The organism is Streptomyces sp. RKAG337 (assembly GCF_023701715.1).
Classification (GTDB): Bacteria; Actinomycetota; Actinomycetes; order Streptomycetales; family Streptomycetaceae; genus Actinacidiphila.
On record NZ_JAJOZA010000001.1, the window covers coordinates 3,449,079 to 3,462,497 of the forward strand.

The following is a 13,419-nucleotide window of genomic DNA, read 5'->3' on the forward strand; positions in this document are numbered from 1 at the left end:
TTCGTTGCGCGTCAGCGCGCGAGGTGATCGAAGGCCCCGGCCTTCGCGGCTCTGAGCAGTGCGCGGAGGGCGGCGGGGGTGGTGGTTATGACGGCCAGGGGGTCGTCACTCTCCCGGAGATGGACGAGTCCGGCTGCGCCGGTGGCTATCTCGACGCATTCGCCCTGGCCGCCGGTACTGAACGAGGACTTCTGCCACACGAGCGTGGACATCTGGTCCCTCCTCACAGGTTGTACATCACGTGCTGGATGAGACTGAGGGAGTCACGACCCTCATGGGACTCCGGCGCGGCTTCCGGGTCCACAGGAGGCAGTGCCAATCCGGACAGGCGCGCGAATATCTTCGCGTAGTCATCGAGCTGTTCCCCATCACTCAGGAAAACCGTGTTCAGCGGATGCTCCAGGTAGACAGTTCCCAGCTCGGACGACGGTCCGCCGAAGAGCAGGAAGTTCCGGCTGAACGCGGAGTACGCACCCGCCTCGAAGGGGAATATCTGCAGGGTGACATTGGGAAGTCGGGCGATCTCGATCAGTCGCAGCAGCTGCTTGCGAAGGTGGCGCTTGCTGCCGACCTGAACTCGGAGTGCCGACTCGTGGATCACTGCGTGGTACGAGATCGGGGAGTCGCTGGTGAGGACGCGTTGCCGTGCGAGCCGGAACTCTACGTAGCGATCGTGCCGTTCGGTGTCGGTCCCAGTGGCGGCGATCACCTCATGGGCGTACTCCGGCACCTGCAGCATGCCGGGAATGAACAGCGGCTCGTGGATTCGCACGCTCGACGATCGGGATTCGAGTTCCGCAAGGTCGAGGGCGCTCTTGCCCATGACGTCGCGGTACTCGGTCCACCAGCCCTTCCCCCGGTCCTGGGCCATGCTCATCAGACCGTCGAAGAATGGGCCTTCGGCGCAACCGTAAGCGCGCAGCAGGGTGTAGAGCCCGTTCCGGGGCACGTCGGCCCGCCCGGCTTCGATGTGGCTGATCCGTGTGCGGTCGGAGTCGAGCAGCGCACCTGCCTGGTCCCCTGACAGCCCGGCTGTGCGCCGCAGCTTGCCCAATTCCGCGCCCAATCGCCGCTGCCGCTCAGTCGGATTGGTCCTCGGCGCCATGCAGTCCTCCTCGCAACTCCGGGGCAGCTTGACGGTCTCAGCGGGCTTGGTCCACCGGTTTCCGGCAGCACCACTCGTCTGGGGGTAATTGACGGGTCACAGTTGCGACCATCTCACGCGTGAGCCTACCTTCGGAGGCGTCCCGCTCCTCGCGACGGAACCGGAAGTGCATCTGTCCCAACGGTAGTTGGGGCAGGCAGAGCCACCCTCCTCGCGTGGGCCCCGCCCCACGGAAGCGCGAACCCCCATGACGAATGGAACCGACTTCTCGCTCGTCTTCCCGCCCGACCCCGTATGGGTCCGCTCCGCCCGCGAGGGCGTACGCACGCTGCTCGCCGCCGCGGGCAACCCCGCCCTCTCCGATGTGGCGTTACTGCTCACGTCCGAGGTCGTCACGAACGCCGTGCTCGCCTGCCGGCGAGCCGGCACTCAGGCGCGCCTGACCCTCTTCGCCGAGTGCGCGACGCCCGGTGCGTTGCGGGTGCTGGTCACCGATGACGCGCCGGGGCTGCCGGAGCCGCACGCCCGGCCCGGGGGTGAGGCGGAGCACGGGCGCGGGCTGCCGCTGCTCAGTGCGTGTGCGACGGCGTGGGGGGTGTGCCGGCACGGGCCGGGGCCCGGGAAGGGCGTCTGGTTCGAACTGGGTTGACCGGCAGGCACGAAGGCCCAGCCGCTGCCACCCGTGTGGGCCTACCGTGTGCCGTATGGGGGAGCAGAAGCCAGTGGGGACCGGCGTCGTGGTCGTGGACGGCCGGAACCGGGTGTGGGTCGAGAAGGGCGCGGTGCACTGGCGGCGCGGCCGTACCACCACCGTCGTTCCGGGAGCACGGGTACGGGAGGTCCGCCGCCACGAAAAGGGGTTGAGCCTGCTGCTGTCCGATACGAAGGGGCCGACCCCCCTGACACTGCGGCACAGGAATCCAGAAGTACTGGCCGCTCTCGCCGCGGACATCGACGCCATCGTCGAGGACGAAACCGAACGGCAGCCGGAGGTCCGCGAGGACACCACGCCGTCCCGGCTGCGGCGGGCGGCCCACGCAGCCGGCAGTCGGATCGCACACGTGGTGCGGCACGGTCCGCCGTGGCAGCGGTGCGCGCTGGCCTACGTCGTGCTCGGGGCACCGATCACGCTGCTGATCCCGGTCGAGCCTCGCACGTCGGGACTCGAGGCATGGGCCATGTCGCTGCCCGGACTCGCACTTCTGGGCTTCTGGGCGGACCTGTCCGAGTTCCGCACCCACCTGATCGTCGGGTGGCGTGGCGTAACGGCCCGTGCGGAGTCCACCCGCAGTGACACCGCCGAGGACGACGCCCCCGACTACACGCATCGCTTTCGGACTCTCGACGGTGACGCACGCGAGCATCAGTCGAACACCGCCGCCCGGAGAGGCGAGATCCGCTACGACCCCCGCGATCCCCGTCGCGTGGTCGTTCCGACCCGGATCAAATGGCTGTCGGAAATCGCGCTGGGGTTCTTCCTCGCCGGCGCCTGGGGTGTCCTGCTCGTCACACCACTCATCGTGTGGCTGCTCACGCTCCCCAGCAGGCTGTGACCGCCGCCACCGCCGCCACTTCCCGCTGCGGTGACCGCCCGGCTAGAGCGTGGCGCCGGCATCCGTGTCGGCGGTGACCTTGGCCAGGAACACGTCCACGTTCCGCACCGTCCGGGCGATCTGCTCGTCCAGGGTGAGGGTCTCTTCGAACCGCTGGGCCGTCGCGACCTTCTTCTTTCCCCGCACATACAGCGAACAGGCCAGATCGGCGCAGATGTACGTGCCGATCGTGTTGCCGTTCCGGCCCGCGGGGCCGGCCTTCGGGGCGACGAGTAGGTCGACGCCGCCACTCGCGTGGTTGGTGACGCACAGCGAGCAGAGGCTGGTGCGCAGCATGTTGCGACGCGCTCCGCCCGAGCTGCGCAGTGCGATACCGGTGAGTCCGTTCTCCCCTGGCGCCACCAGGTAGCCGCGGTCCGGGGCTCCGGGGTCGCGCCAGCCGAGGAAGTCGAGATCCGCCCAGGGCAGGTCGGCGAAGTCCCGGGGCAGGTTGAGGCGGCGTGCTTCTCCCTTGGAACAGTTCACGAAGGAGGCACGGATCTGCTGTTCGACGAGCGGTTCCATAGTGGTTCGACGCTAACAGCCGGGTCCGGACATGTCGTCCGGATATTCGGGGGCCCGGCCCCGGCCGGTGACACGGCGAAGCCCGGCACCCTCAGGAGGGTGCCGGGCTTCGTCGTACACAAGAGCGACTAATCGTTCCGCTTGGGACGCCAGACGACCAGCGCGGTCGTCTGCTTCTCCTGGTACGGGACGAGGTCGCGGCGGTAGGAGGCATGCACGGCGGCCTCACGCTGCTGGATGGCGGCCGACATGCCTTCGGCGGCCGCCGCGAGCTCGGCGATGCGCGCCTGGAGCGCGGTCACCTGGTTCTCCAGCTCGATGATGCGCTTGATGCCGGCGAGGTTGATGCCCTCGTCCTGCGACAGCCGCTGCACCTCGCGGAGCAGCTCGATGTCGCGGGCCGAGTAACGGCGGCCACGGCCGGCGGTGCGGTCCGGGGAAACCAGGCCGAGCCGGTCGTACTGGCGCAACGTCTGCGGGTGCAGCCCGGAGAGCTGGGCCGCCACCGAGATGACGTAGACCGGTGACTCCTCGGTCAGCTGGTACGGGTGACGCATCCGACCGCCCCGCATGCCGTCCATGTCATGCTCCCTTCGCGGCCTTGAAGAGTTCCGCCCGCGGGTCGAACTCCGCCGTGGCCTCCCGGTAGGACTCCAGCGCGTCGAGCGCCTTGCCCTCGGTCTTCTCCGGTACCGCGACCTCCACGGTGACCAGCAGGTCACCACGGCTGCCGTCCTTGCGGAGCGCGCCCTTGCCGCGGGCCCGCAGAGTACGCCCGTTGGGCGTGCCCGGGGGCAGCTTCAGGGTGACCGGCGGACCGCCGAGCGTCGGTACCTTGATCTCGCCGCCGAGCGTGGCCTCCGGGTAGGAGACCGGCACGGTGACGGTGAGGTTGTCGTCCTTGCGCCCGAACACGGGGTGCTTGGCGACATGGACGACGACGTACAGATCGCCGGCCGGGCCGCCGCGCTCGCCCGGTGCGCCCTTGCCGCGCAGCCGGATCCGCTGGTTGTCGGTGACACCCGCGGGGATCCTGACCTGCATGGTGCGGGAGCTGCGGGCGCGCCCGCTGCCCTTGCAGACGTCGCAGGGGTCCTGGGCGATGAGGCCGCGGCCCTTGCAGTCCACACACGGGTCGGTGAGCGAGAAGCCGCCACCGCCGCCGCGCGACACCTGGCCGGTGCCGACGCAGGTCGGGCAGACCCGGGGGGTGCCGTTCTTGTCGCCGGTGCCGGAGCAGACCTTGCAGGGGGCCTGGCTGGACATCCGGAGCGGGACCGTGGCCCCGTCCACCGCCTCGGTGAAGCTGAGCGTCACCTCGGACTCGATGTCCTGGCCGCGGCGCGGCTGGACGCGGGTGCCGGTGCCGCCGGCGCCCCGGTTGAACAGGCCGCCGAAGACATCGCCGAGACCGCCGCCGAACCCGCCGGCCTGGCCGGTCTGCGTGCCGCCGCCCTGAGCTCCTCCGAAGAGGTCGCCCAGGTCGAAGCCGAAGCCGCCCTGGCCGCCGGCACCGCCGGGACCGCTGCGCAGTCCGCCGTTGCCGAACAGCGCGCGGCCGTCGTCGTACTCCTTGCGGCGCTTGGCGTCGGACAGGACGTCGTTGGCCTCGGAGATCTCCTTGAAGCGCTCCTCGGCCTTGGCGTCGCCCTTGTTGGCGTCCGGGTGGAACTCGCGGGCGAGTTTCCGGTACGCCTTCTTGATCTCCGCCTCGGTCGCGTCCTTCGGGACGCCGAGAACCTTGTAGAGGTCCTTCTCGTACAAGTCCCTGCTGATGCTCATCCTCGCCGTCCCTCCTTCCCGTGTGTCGCGTCAGCCCTCGTCCGGGCCACCGCTCTCCTCGTCAGCCTCGTCCTCACCCTTGCCCGCCGCGCCCGGCTGGGGCTCGGCGACGGCGACGCGGGCCGGGCGGATGGTCCGCTCACCGATCCGGTACCCGGGCTGCAGGATCTGCACGCAGGTGGTCTGCGTGACATCCGGCGAGTAGCTGTGCATGAGGGCCTCGTGCACCAGCGGGTCGAAGGGCTCGCCCTCCTTGCCGAACTGCTGCAGACCCAGCTTGGCCACCACGGTCTCCAACGACTCGCCGACGGACTTGAAACCGCCGACCAGCTCGCCATGATCCCGCGCGCGGCCGATGTCGTCGAGTACCGGGAGCAGTTCGGTCAGCAGGTTCGCGACCGCGACCTCCTTGACCGCGATGCGGTCCCGGTCCACCCGGCGCCGGTAGTTCTGGTACTCGGCCTGGAGCCGCTGGAGGTCCGCGGTGCGCTCGGTGAGAGCGCTGCGGGACTGGTCCAGCTGGGCCTTCAGGGCTGTGATCTGATTCGCGTCCCCGGCCGGGGCCGCCGGCTCCGCCTCATCGGCGGAACCGGCGGCCTTCGCCGCTTCGTTGTCGGGCGTCGCGCTTTCGGACTCCGCGGCATCGGAGGGGACGTCGGGCTCCTTGTCGAAGCCCTTCGACTCCTCCGTCACGCGGCACCGTCCTTCGGCTTGTCCTCGTCCACGATCTCGGCGTCGACGACATCGTCGTCGGCCTGGGCCTGGCCGGCACCCGCGGCGTCCTCGGGACCGGCGGCGCCGGCACCCTCGGCCTGGGCGTTGGCGTAGAGCGCCGTGCCGAGCTTCTGGCTGGTGGCGGCGACCTTCTCGGTGGCCTCGCGGATCGCGGCGACGTCCTCGCCCTTGAGCTTCTCCTTGAGGTCCGCGACGGTCGTCTCGACCTCTTCCTTCACGTCCGCCGGGAGCTTGTCCGTGTTGTCGGCGATGAACTTCTCCGTCTGGTAGACGAGCTGTTCTGCCTGGTTACGGGTCTCGGCGGCCTCGCGGCGCTTGTGGTCCTCTTCGGCGTACTGCTCGGACTCGCGCATCATGCGGTCGATGTCGTCCTTCGGCAGCGCGGAGCCACCGGTGACGGTCATGCGCTGCTCCTTGCCGGTGCCGAGGTCCTTGGCGCCGACGTGCATGATGCCGTTCGCGTCGATGTCGAAGGTGACCTCGATCTGCGGCATCCCGCGCGGGGCCGGCGGCAGACCGGTCAGCTCGAACATCCCGAGCTTCTTGTTGTACGCCGCGATCTCGCGCTCACCCTGGTAGACCTGGATCTGGACGGACGGCTGGTTGTCCTCGGCCGTCGTGAAGATCTCGGAGCGCTTGGTCGGGATCGTGGTGTTGCGCTCGATGAGCTTGGTCATGATCCCTCCCTTGGTCTCGATACCGAGGGACAGCGGGGTGACGTCGAGCAGCAGGACGTCCTTGACCTCGCCCTTCAGGACACCGGCCTGCAGTGCGGCGCCGATGGCGACGACCTCGTCCGGGTTCACGCCCTTGTTGGCGTCCTGACCGCCGGTCAGCTCCTTGACGAGCTCGGCGACGGCGGGCATACGGGTCGAGCCGCCGACCAGAACCACGTGGTCGATCTCGGACAGCTGGATGCCGGCGTCCTTGATGACGTTGTTGAACGGGTTCTTGCAGCGGTCCAGGAGGTCCGCGGTGAGCTGCTGGAACTGGGCGCGGGTGAGCTTCTCGTCCAGGTGCAGCGGGCCCTCGGCGGAGGCCGTGATGTAGGGCAGGTTGATCGAGGTCTCGGTGGACGAGGACAGCTCGATCTTCGCCTTCTCAGCGGCCTCACGGAGGCGCTGGAGGGCCATCTTGTCCTTGGACAGGTCCACGCCGTGACCGTTGGCGAACTGCTTCACCAGGTAGTCGACGACCCGCTGGTCCCAGTCGTCACCACCGAGGTGGTTGTCACCGTTGGTGGCCTTCACCTCGACGACGCCGTCGCCGATCTCGAGCAGCGAGACGTCGAAGGTGCCGCCACCGAGGTCGAAGACCAGGATGGTCTGGTCGTCCTTGTCGAGGCCGTAGGCCAGGGCGGCGGCCGTCGGCTCGTTGACGATGCGCAGGACGTTGAGGCCCGCGATCTCGCCGGCTTCCTTGGTCGCCTGGCGCTCGGAGTCGTTGAAGTACGCCGGGACGGTGATGACCGCGTCCTGGACCTTCTCGCCCAGGTAGGCCTCGGCGTCACGCTTCAGCTTCTGCAGGATGAAGGCACTCATCTGCTGCGGGTTGAAGTCCTTGCCGTCGACGTTGATCTTCCAGTCGGTGCCCATGTGGCGCTTGACCGACCGGACGGTCCTGTCGACGTTCGTGACTGCCTGGCGCTTGGCGACCTCTCCGACGAGCACCTCGCCGTTCTTGGCGAAGGCGACGACGGACGGCGTGGTCCTGGCGCCTTCGGCGTTGGTGATGACGGTGGGCTCGCCGCCTTCGAGAACGCTGACGACGGAATTAGTCGTGCCCAGGTCGATGCCGACCGCACGTGCCATGGTAAATCCTCCAGCTGACCGACTTGAGTGGAACTGGCTCAAGGGTGCATCAGAGACGGAAACCTGTCAACAGAGCTGAGTGGAGGGGGCTCAACTCTTCGACTGTTCGATCGCTCACAGCTTCGGTCGCAAGGCTGTGACCTGGTCCTTTGCTGCGCCTCCGGCCTCAGAATCGATCTTCCCGCAACGCCCGGAAGAGCGCACCCGCGGCCGGCCCGTGCGGCACGGTCACCGACCGGAGCCGGTGTCCTGGCCGGCCGCGGACACCGTCCACGAGCGGGGAGAACGGGGAGAGCGGGTACAGCTCGGCGAGCGGGTAGAGCTCGGGGATCGAGTCCAGTCCCGCGTCGGCGGTGACGGTCGTGGTCGCGAAGGTCCGCAGCTGCCCCCCGGCGCCCCCGCCCCCCTTGAGGTCGATCACCACGTGGTGATCGACCCGGATGCCGGTGAGCGCCTCGAAGGCCCGGATCGTGCAGCCGGTGCAGCCGGGGGTCCGCGCCATCAGGTCTCCGGGCACGGTGACGGCGGCCGCCGTCCGCCGGGCGTCGGCGGACACATGGAGCAGGGTCACCGAGGCCGACCGCGTACCCAGCACCAGGACGTTGCGCGCCTTGGGAACGAGCACCGGCGGACGTTCCTCCGGGTGCTCCGCGAGCACCCGGGCGGCGACCTCGTCGGTGCGGATGTTGCCGTTGAGCCTGCGGTAGGCCATCCAGCCGAGCGCCGCCGACACCCCCAGCAGCAGGGCCAACCCCAGACCCAGGAACCGCAGCATCCTGCGGGTCCCCGGCGTCGCCACGGAACGCATCACCCATCACCCAGTCGTCGCGGGACGGTTGTCGCCCTACTCCATAGCCGTATTGCTGGGCTTTTGTGCGTCTATAGTCATATTTCCCACGAACGGATCACCGACGGATGCGGGCCGGCCGCCCGTGCGCGGAGTCCGATCGGTCACACAGCGACACAGATCACCGGCTGGGCGGCTGTATGAGGCCGGGTATCCCGGGTAATCTCAGCGGGAGACCGGATAAGTTACCGCTTAGTAATCCCCGCTCGCGCAGGCCCGAGGAGCCCTCCATGCAACTCGCCGCGATCATTGTGTCGCTGGTCCTCACCGCGGTCGGCGTTGCGCTCATCAGCCGCGCCGTCGCGCAGATCTACCGGTTCATCAAGCTCGGCCAGCCCACCCCTGAGGGCTCCCGCACGGGCGACCCGGTGCAGCGCTCCAAGACCCTGGGCGTGGAGTTCGTCGGCCACACCCGCATGAACAAGTGGGGCGTCGTCGGCGTCGCGCACTGGTTCGTCGCCGTGGGCTTCCTGACCCTCGGGCTGACGATCCTCACCGCGTACGGCCAGCTCTTCAAGGCCGACTGGACGCTGCCGGTGCTGGGCGGCTTCCTGCCGTACGAGATGTACACCGAGTTCATCGCGCTCGCGACGACCGTCGGCATCCTGGTCCTGATGGCGATCCGGCTGCTGAACCTGCCCTCGCGGGCCGGCCGCAAGTCGCGCTTCGCCGGCTCGACGTCCTGGCAGGCGTACTTCGTCGAGTACGTCATCCTCGTCATCGGCCTCGCGATCCTTACGCTGCGCGGGCTGGAGGGCGCACTGCACGGCGTGGACCACTACGAGGCCGCGTACTTCGCCTCGTACCCGATCGTCGCGGCCTTCAAGGGGCTCAGCACCGGGGCACTGCAGAACGCGGTCTACCTCACGGCGATGATCAAGCTCGGTGTGACGATGACCTGGGCGATCACCGTCGGCCTCAACACCGACATGAGCGTCGCCTGGCACCGCTTCCTGGCCTTCCCCAACATCTGGTTCAAGCGCGAGGAGTCCGGCGCGGTCGCGCTCGGCGCGCTGCAGCCGATGGCTTCCGGCGGCGTGCCGATCGACTTCGAGGACCCGGGCGAGGACGACCAGTTCGGCGTCTCCCAGATCGAGCACTTCTCCTGGAAGGGCCTGCTCGACTTCTCCACCTGCACCGAGTGCGGCCGCTGCCAGTCGCAGTGCCCCGCCTGGAACACCGGCAAGCCGCTCTCCCCCAAGCTCCTGATCATGTCGCTGCGCGACCACGCGCACGCCAAGGCGCCGTACCTGCTCGCGGGTGGCGGCAAGGACGCCGAGGGCAACGAGAAGGCCACGCCCGAGCAGCTGGCGAACGTACCCGCCGCCGCCCTGGCGGAGGCCGAGCGTCCGCTCATCGGCACCGCCGAGGAGAACGGCGTCATCGACCCGGACGTCCTGTGGTCCTGCACCACGTGCGGCGCCTGTGTCGAGCAGTGCCCGGTCGACATCGAGCACATCGACCACATCGTCGACATGCGGCGCTACCAGGTGATGATCGAGTCCGCGTTCCCGAGCGAGGCCGGGACGATGCTCAAGAACCTGGAGAAGAAGGGCAACCCCTGGGGCCTGGCGAAGAAGCAGCGCCTGGCCTGGGTCAAGGAGGTCGACTTCGAGGTCCCGGTCGTGGGCCAGGACATCGAGGACCTCTCCGAGACCGAGTACCTGTACTGGGTCGGCTGCGCGGGCTCCCTGGAGGACCGCGCGAAGAAGACCACCAAGGCCTTCGCCGAGCTCCTGCACATCGCCGGGGTCTCCTTCGCCATCATGGGCGGCGAGGAGAACTGCACGGGCGACTCCGCCCGCCGCCTGGGCAACGAGTTCCTCTTCCAGCAGCTCGGCCAGCAGAACGTCGAGATGCTGAACATGGCCTTCGGTGAGGACGCCGAAGAAGGCATCGTCGTCGAGAAGACCAAGAAGAAGATCGTCGCGACCTGCCCGCACTGCTTCAACACCATCGCGAACGAGTACCCGCAGCTCGGCGGCGAGTACGAGGTCATCCACCACACGCAGCTGCTGCAGCACCTGGTGGACGAGGGCAAGCTCGTACCGGTCACCCCGGTCGAGGGCCTGATCACGTACCACGACCCCTGCTACCTGGGCCGGCACAACAAGGTCTACACACCGCCGCGCGACATCATCAAGGCGGTGCCCGGTCTCCGCAACGAGGAGATGCACCGGCACAAGGAGCGGGGCTTCTGCTGCGGCGCCGGCGGCGCGCGCATGTGGATGGAGGAGCGCATCGGCAAGCGCATCAACAACGAGCGCGTGGACGAGGCGCTGTCCCTCAACCCGGACATCGTCTCCACCGCCTGCCCGTTCTGCCTGGTGATGCTCTCCGACTCCATCAACGGCAAGAAGAACGACGGGAAGGCGAAGGAGAACCTCCAGGTCGTGGACGTCTCGCAGCTGCTGCTGCAGTCGGTCAAGACGCCTGTGGTGCCTGACGTCGAGGGCCCGGTGGAGGAGCCCGCGGAGGCGGCAAGCAACTCCTGACCTGACACGGAGCGGGGACGGCACGCCCTGAAGGGCGTGCCGTCCCCGCTCCGTTTTCCCGTCCTAGCCGATGCCGAGGTCCTTGAGCGCCTTGGTGAACGCGGCCGCGTCGTAGACGGCCTTCTCCGGCGTGACCTTCTTGCCGTTCACCAGGACCGTCGGGGTGCCCTTGGAGCCGGAGGCCTCGAAGGCCTTCTCGGACGTCGCCACCCAGTCCTTGTGGGTCTGGTCCTTGACCGCCTTCTGGAAGGCCGTGGTATTCAGGCCCTTCACGTTGTCGGCGATCTTGAGCAGGAAGGCGTCGGTGAAGCCGTCGGCGGGCTCCTCGGGCTGGTTCTCGAAGACCGCCGAGTGGAACTCGGGGAACTTCCCCGCGTCGACGGCCGCGCGCATCGCGTTGGCCGCCTTCACCGAGCTGCTGCCGCCGAAGTTCGAGTCGAGGAAGGACGCGATCGTGTACTCGACCTTGACCTTGCCGTCCTTCACCAGCTTCGCGAGCGCCGAGCCGCCGCCCTGCTCGAAGTGCATGCAGTACGGGCAGCGCGGGTCCTCGTAGACCTTCACCGTGTTCGGCGCCTTCGGGTCGCCGACGACGATCGCCGTACCGTCCGCGGCCATCCGGGCGGGGAGTTGCGAGAGCGTGGCCGCGTCGACGGCGCCCTTGGCACCACCGTCGGCCTCGGCGCCGGCCTGCGCCCCGGACTTCGCCCCGGACTTCGCGGACGGGGCGGAATCGGAGCCGGATCCCTTCGCCGACCCGGACCCCGACGATGACCCGCAGCCGGCCGCCGTCATCGCGAGCACCGCGGCGGCGACGGCCGCGATTCCTGCGGTTCTGACGTTACGGGCGGTACGTACGGCCATGGAACGGCTCCTTCTGATGTGACTGCTGCGTCCCGGAAATCCCGAGATGTCCCCCCATCTAACGACGCTGAGTTCCCACCAGCCCCACCAGCCCCCGCATAAGTCACATGAATCAGGGCCAAAGGTCCCCCAAAGGCCGTGTCGTCACGTGTCACAGGTTGGCAGCAAAGGCCCCCGTGGAACCGGCCTCCGGGCCCGGCGCCCAGCGGGAACCGGTACGTTCGATGACGTGGCTGGATTCAGGAATCGACGCGGACGGGACCACGGCGGGCAGCAGGCGCCCCAGCACGGTGGCCCTCAGAACTACGGACAACCGCAGGGTTATCCGCAGGGCTACGGAGGCGGGCAGGGCGGCACCCCGTCGGGTGAGCCCGAATACTTCGGCGAGCCCGCTCCGGGCCCGGCGCCGGCCCCGGCGTACAACGACAACCCGGGCCACACCCGCGCCTTCACCCTCCCCGGCTCCCCCGACCAGTTCGCGCCGTACGGCGGCCCGGACCAGGGCGGCCCCGGCAACGACAACATCTCCACGTACCGCGCGGGGCAGACCACCGCGCCGCCCTCCGGGCCCCGGCTGCACTGGAAGCAGCTGATCAGCGGTATCGCGCTGCGCCCCGGCCACACCTTCTGGCAGATGCGGGACCACGCGGTCTGGGGCCCGGCCCTGACCGTCACGTTCCTCTACGGCCTGCTGGCGGTCTTCGGCTTCGACGCGGCCCGTGAGGACGTCCTCAACGCGACCGTGTCGTCGAGCGTCCCGTGGGTGATCAGCACCGCGGTCGCCGTCACGCTCAGCGGCCTGATGCTGGGCACCGTGACGCACGCGCTGGCCCGCCAGCTCGGCGGCGACGGCTCCTGGGCCCCCACCATCGGCCTGGCGATGCTCGTCACCTCGCTCACCGACGCGCCCCGCCTGCTCTTCGCGATGTTCCTCGGCAGCGCCAACGGACTCGTCCAGATCATCGGCTGGGTCACCTGGCTGGCCTGCGCGGCCCTGCTCACCTCCATGGTGAGCAAGTCCCACGACCTGCCCTGGCCCAAGGCGCTGGGCGCCGCCTCGATCCAACTGATCGCGCTGCTGGTCCTCTTCAAGCTCCCGGTGATCTAGCAGTAAGGGGCGCTTCCCGAGGGAAGCGCCCCTTACGTTTGCCCATTGCGGATCGCTCAGGCGTCCCGAACCTGCCCGGCCCGCTTCACCACGGGCTCGTCGACGGACCACGGGAAGTTGATCCAGTCGTCGGTGCGCTTCCACACGTACTCGCACTTCACGAGCGACTGCGTCTTCTCGTAGATCACCGCACTGCGGACCTCGGCGACATGCCCCACGCAGAAGTCGTGCACCAGCTTCAGCGTCTTGCCGGTGTCGGCGACGTCGTCGGCGATCAGCACGCGCTTGTTGCTGAAGTCGATGGCGTCGGGCACCGGGGCGAGCATCACGGGCATCTCCAGCGTGGTGCCCACACCGGTGTAGAACTCGACGTTCACCAGGTGGATGTTCTTGCAGTCCAACGCGTAGGCCAGACCGCCCGCCACGAAGACCCCGCCGCGCGCGATCGACAGCACGACGTCGGGCTCGTACCCGTCGTCCGCGATCGTCTGCGCCAGCTCGCGCACGGCACGCCCGAAGCCCTCGTACGTCAGGTTCTCCCGCACGGCCGCCATG

At 68.8% G+C, this 13,419-nt stretch carries 14 protein-coding genes; 4 read left to right on the top strand and 10 right to left on the bottom strand.

Features of this window, described 5'->3' with window-relative positions:
- Window positions 1–11 precede the first annotated feature (11 nt).
- Together LNW73_RS15120 and LNW73_RS15125 are read right to left on the bottom strand one after the other, a co-directional pair.
- Window positions 12–212 carry a DUF397 domain-containing protein gene (locus LNW73_RS15120; protein ID WP_250990253.1) on the bottom strand — a complete coding sequence of 67 codons (201 nt, stop codon included), beginning with the start codon at window positions 210–212 and terminating at the stop codon, window positions 12–14.
- Window positions 213–223: 11 nt separating this feature from the next.
- On the bottom strand, window positions 224–1,105 hold the full coding sequence (locus LNW73_RS15125; RefSeq protein ID WP_250990254.1) for a helix-turn-helix domain-containing protein: 882 nt from the start codon (window positions 1,103–1,105) through the stop codon (window positions 224–226).
- A 247-nt stretch (window positions 1,106–1,352) separates the two neighbouring features.
- On the opposite strand from LNW73_RS15125, the gene LNW73_RS15130 reads away from it, so the two are divergent.
- Both LNW73_RS15130 and LNW73_RS15135 read left to right on the top strand, forming a co-directional pair.
- The gene (locus LNW73_RS15130; RefSeq protein WP_250990255.1) at window positions 1,353–1,754 is read left to right on the top strand and encodes an ATP-binding protein; all 402 of its coding nucleotides are present in this window, start codon (window positions 1,353–1,355) and stop codon (window positions 1,752–1,754) included.
- 55 nt (window positions 1,755–1,809) lie between these two features.
- Window positions 1,810–2,658, top strand: a complete 849-nt coding sequence (locus LNW73_RS15135) for a hypothetical protein (protein WP_250990256.1) — start codon at window positions 1,810–1,812, stop codon at window positions 2,656–2,658.
- Between the two features lie 42 nt (window positions 2,659–2,700).
- Here LNW73_RS15135 and LNW73_RS15140 read toward each other — a convergent pair whose 3' ends face one another.
- The 6 genes from LNW73_RS15140 to LNW73_RS15165 form a co-directional block, all read right to left on the bottom strand.
- Complete coding sequence (locus LNW73_RS15140) at window positions 2,701–3,222, bottom strand: FBP domain-containing protein (RefSeq protein ID WP_250976953.1); 522 nt, start codon at window positions 3,220–3,222, stop codon at window positions 2,701–2,703.
- A 128-nt stretch (window positions 3,223–3,350) separates the two neighbouring features.
- A complete protein-coding gene (locus LNW73_RS15145; RefSeq protein WP_164294602.1) occupies window positions 3,351–3,803 on the bottom strand; it encodes a heat shock protein transcriptional repressor HspR in 453 nt (150 codons plus the stop codon).
- A 1-nt stretch (window position 3,804) separates the two neighbouring features.
- Entirely contained in the window at window positions 3,805–5,004 is a 1,200-nt protein-coding gene (gene dnaJ, locus LNW73_RS15150) for a molecular chaperone DnaJ (RefSeq protein WP_138358858.1), read from the bottom strand.
- Window positions 5,005–5,034: 30 nt separating this feature from the next.
- On the bottom strand, window positions 5,035–5,697 hold the full coding sequence (gene grpE / locus LNW73_RS15155; RefSeq protein WP_138358860.1) for a nucleotide exchange factor GrpE: 663 nt from the start codon (window positions 5,695–5,697) through the stop codon (window positions 5,035–5,037).
- The gene (gene dnaK / locus LNW73_RS15160) at window positions 5,694–7,550 is read right to left on the bottom strand and encodes a molecular chaperone DnaK (protein ID WP_138358862.1); all 1,857 of its coding nucleotides are present in this window, start codon (window positions 7,548–7,550) and stop codon (window positions 5,694–5,696) included. Before dnaK ends, grpE begins: the two co-directional genes overlap by 4 nt.
- A 166-nt stretch (window positions 7,551–7,716) precedes the next feature.
- Entirely contained in the window at window positions 7,717–8,325 is a 609-nt protein-coding gene (locus LNW73_RS15165) for an LCP family protein (RefSeq protein ID WP_250990257.1), read from the bottom strand.
- A gap of 302 nt (window positions 8,326–8,627) precedes the next feature.
- Between LNW73_RS15165 and LNW73_RS15170 the strand changes: the two genes are divergently transcribed.
- A complete protein-coding gene (locus tag LNW73_RS15170; protein WP_250976951.1) occupies window positions 8,628–10,892 on the top strand; it encodes a (Fe-S)-binding protein in 2,265 nt (754 codons plus the stop codon).
- Between the two features lie 63 nt (window positions 10,893–10,955).
- Here the strand turns inward: LNW73_RS15170 and LNW73_RS15175 are convergent, their stop codons facing one another.
- Window positions 10,956–11,756: a DsbA family protein gene (locus LNW73_RS15175; protein WP_250990258.1), complete on the bottom strand. Its 801-nt coding sequence runs from the start codon at window positions 11,754–11,756 to the stop codon at window positions 10,956–10,958.
- Between the two features lie 229 nt (window positions 11,757–11,985).
- Here LNW73_RS15175 and LNW73_RS15180 point away from each other — a divergent pair, with 229 nt between their 5' ends.
- Window positions 11,986–12,864 carry a Yip1 family protein gene (locus LNW73_RS15180; protein WP_374118101.1) on the top strand — a complete coding sequence of 293 codons (879 nt, stop codon included), beginning with the start codon at window positions 11,986–11,988 and terminating at the stop codon, window positions 12,862–12,864.
- A gap of 56 nt (window positions 12,865–12,920) precedes the next feature.
- Here LNW73_RS15180 and LNW73_RS15185 read toward each other — a convergent pair whose 3' ends face one another.
- Window positions 12,921–13,418: a phosphoribosyltransferase gene (locus LNW73_RS15185; protein ID WP_250990260.1), complete on the bottom strand. Its 498-nt coding sequence runs from the start codon at window positions 13,416–13,418 to the stop codon at window positions 12,921–12,923.
- Between the last annotated feature and the right edge of the window lies 1 nt (window position 13,419).

Coding starts and splice junctions, on each gene's coding strand:
- LNW73_RS15140 (WP_250976953.1), bottom strand. CDS start 3,222: ATGGAACCGCTCGTCGAACAGCAGATCCGTGCCTCCTTCGTGAACTGT.
- LNW73_RS15130 (WP_250990255.1), top strand. CDS start 1,353: ATGACGAATGGAACCGACTTCTCGCTCGTCTTCCCGCCCGACCCCGTA.
- LNW73_RS15135 (WP_250990256.1), top strand. CDS start 1,810: ATGGGGGAGCAGAAGCCAGTGGGGACCGGCGTCGTGGTCGTGGACGGC.
- LNW73_RS15185 (WP_250990260.1), bottom strand. CDS start 13,418: ATGGCGGCCGTGCGGGAGAACCTGACGTACGAGGGCTTCGGGCGTGCC.
- LNW73_RS15165 (WP_250990257.1), bottom strand. CDS start 8,325: ATGCTGCGGTTCCTGGGTCTGGGGTTGGCCCTGCTGCTGGGGGTGTCG.
- LNW73_RS15125 (WP_250990254.1), bottom strand. CDS start 1,105: ATGGCGCCGAGGACCAATCCGACTGAGCGGCAGCGGCGATTGGGCGCG.
- dnaJ (WP_138358858.1), bottom strand. CDS start 5,004: ATGAGCATCAGCAGGGACTTGTACGAGAAGGACCTCTACAAGGTTCTC.
- LNW73_RS15170 (WP_250976951.1), top strand. CDS start 8,628: ATGCAACTCGCCGCGATCATTGTGTCGCTGGTCCTCACCGCGGTCGGC.
- dnaK (WP_138358862.1), bottom strand. CDS start 7,550: ATGGCACGTGCGGTCGGCATCGACCTGGGCACGACTAATTCCGTCGTC.
- LNW73_RS15145 (WP_164294602.1), bottom strand. CDS start 3,803: ATGGACGGCATGCGGGGCGGTCGGATGCGTCACCCGTACCAGCTGACC.
- LNW73_RS15120 (WP_250990253.1), bottom strand. CDS start 212: ATGTCCACGCTCGTGTGGCAGAAGTCCTCGTTCAGTACCGGCGGCCAG.
- LNW73_RS15175 (WP_250990258.1), bottom strand. CDS start 11,756: ATGGCCGTACGTACCGCCCGTAACGTCAGAACCGCAGGAATCGCGGCC.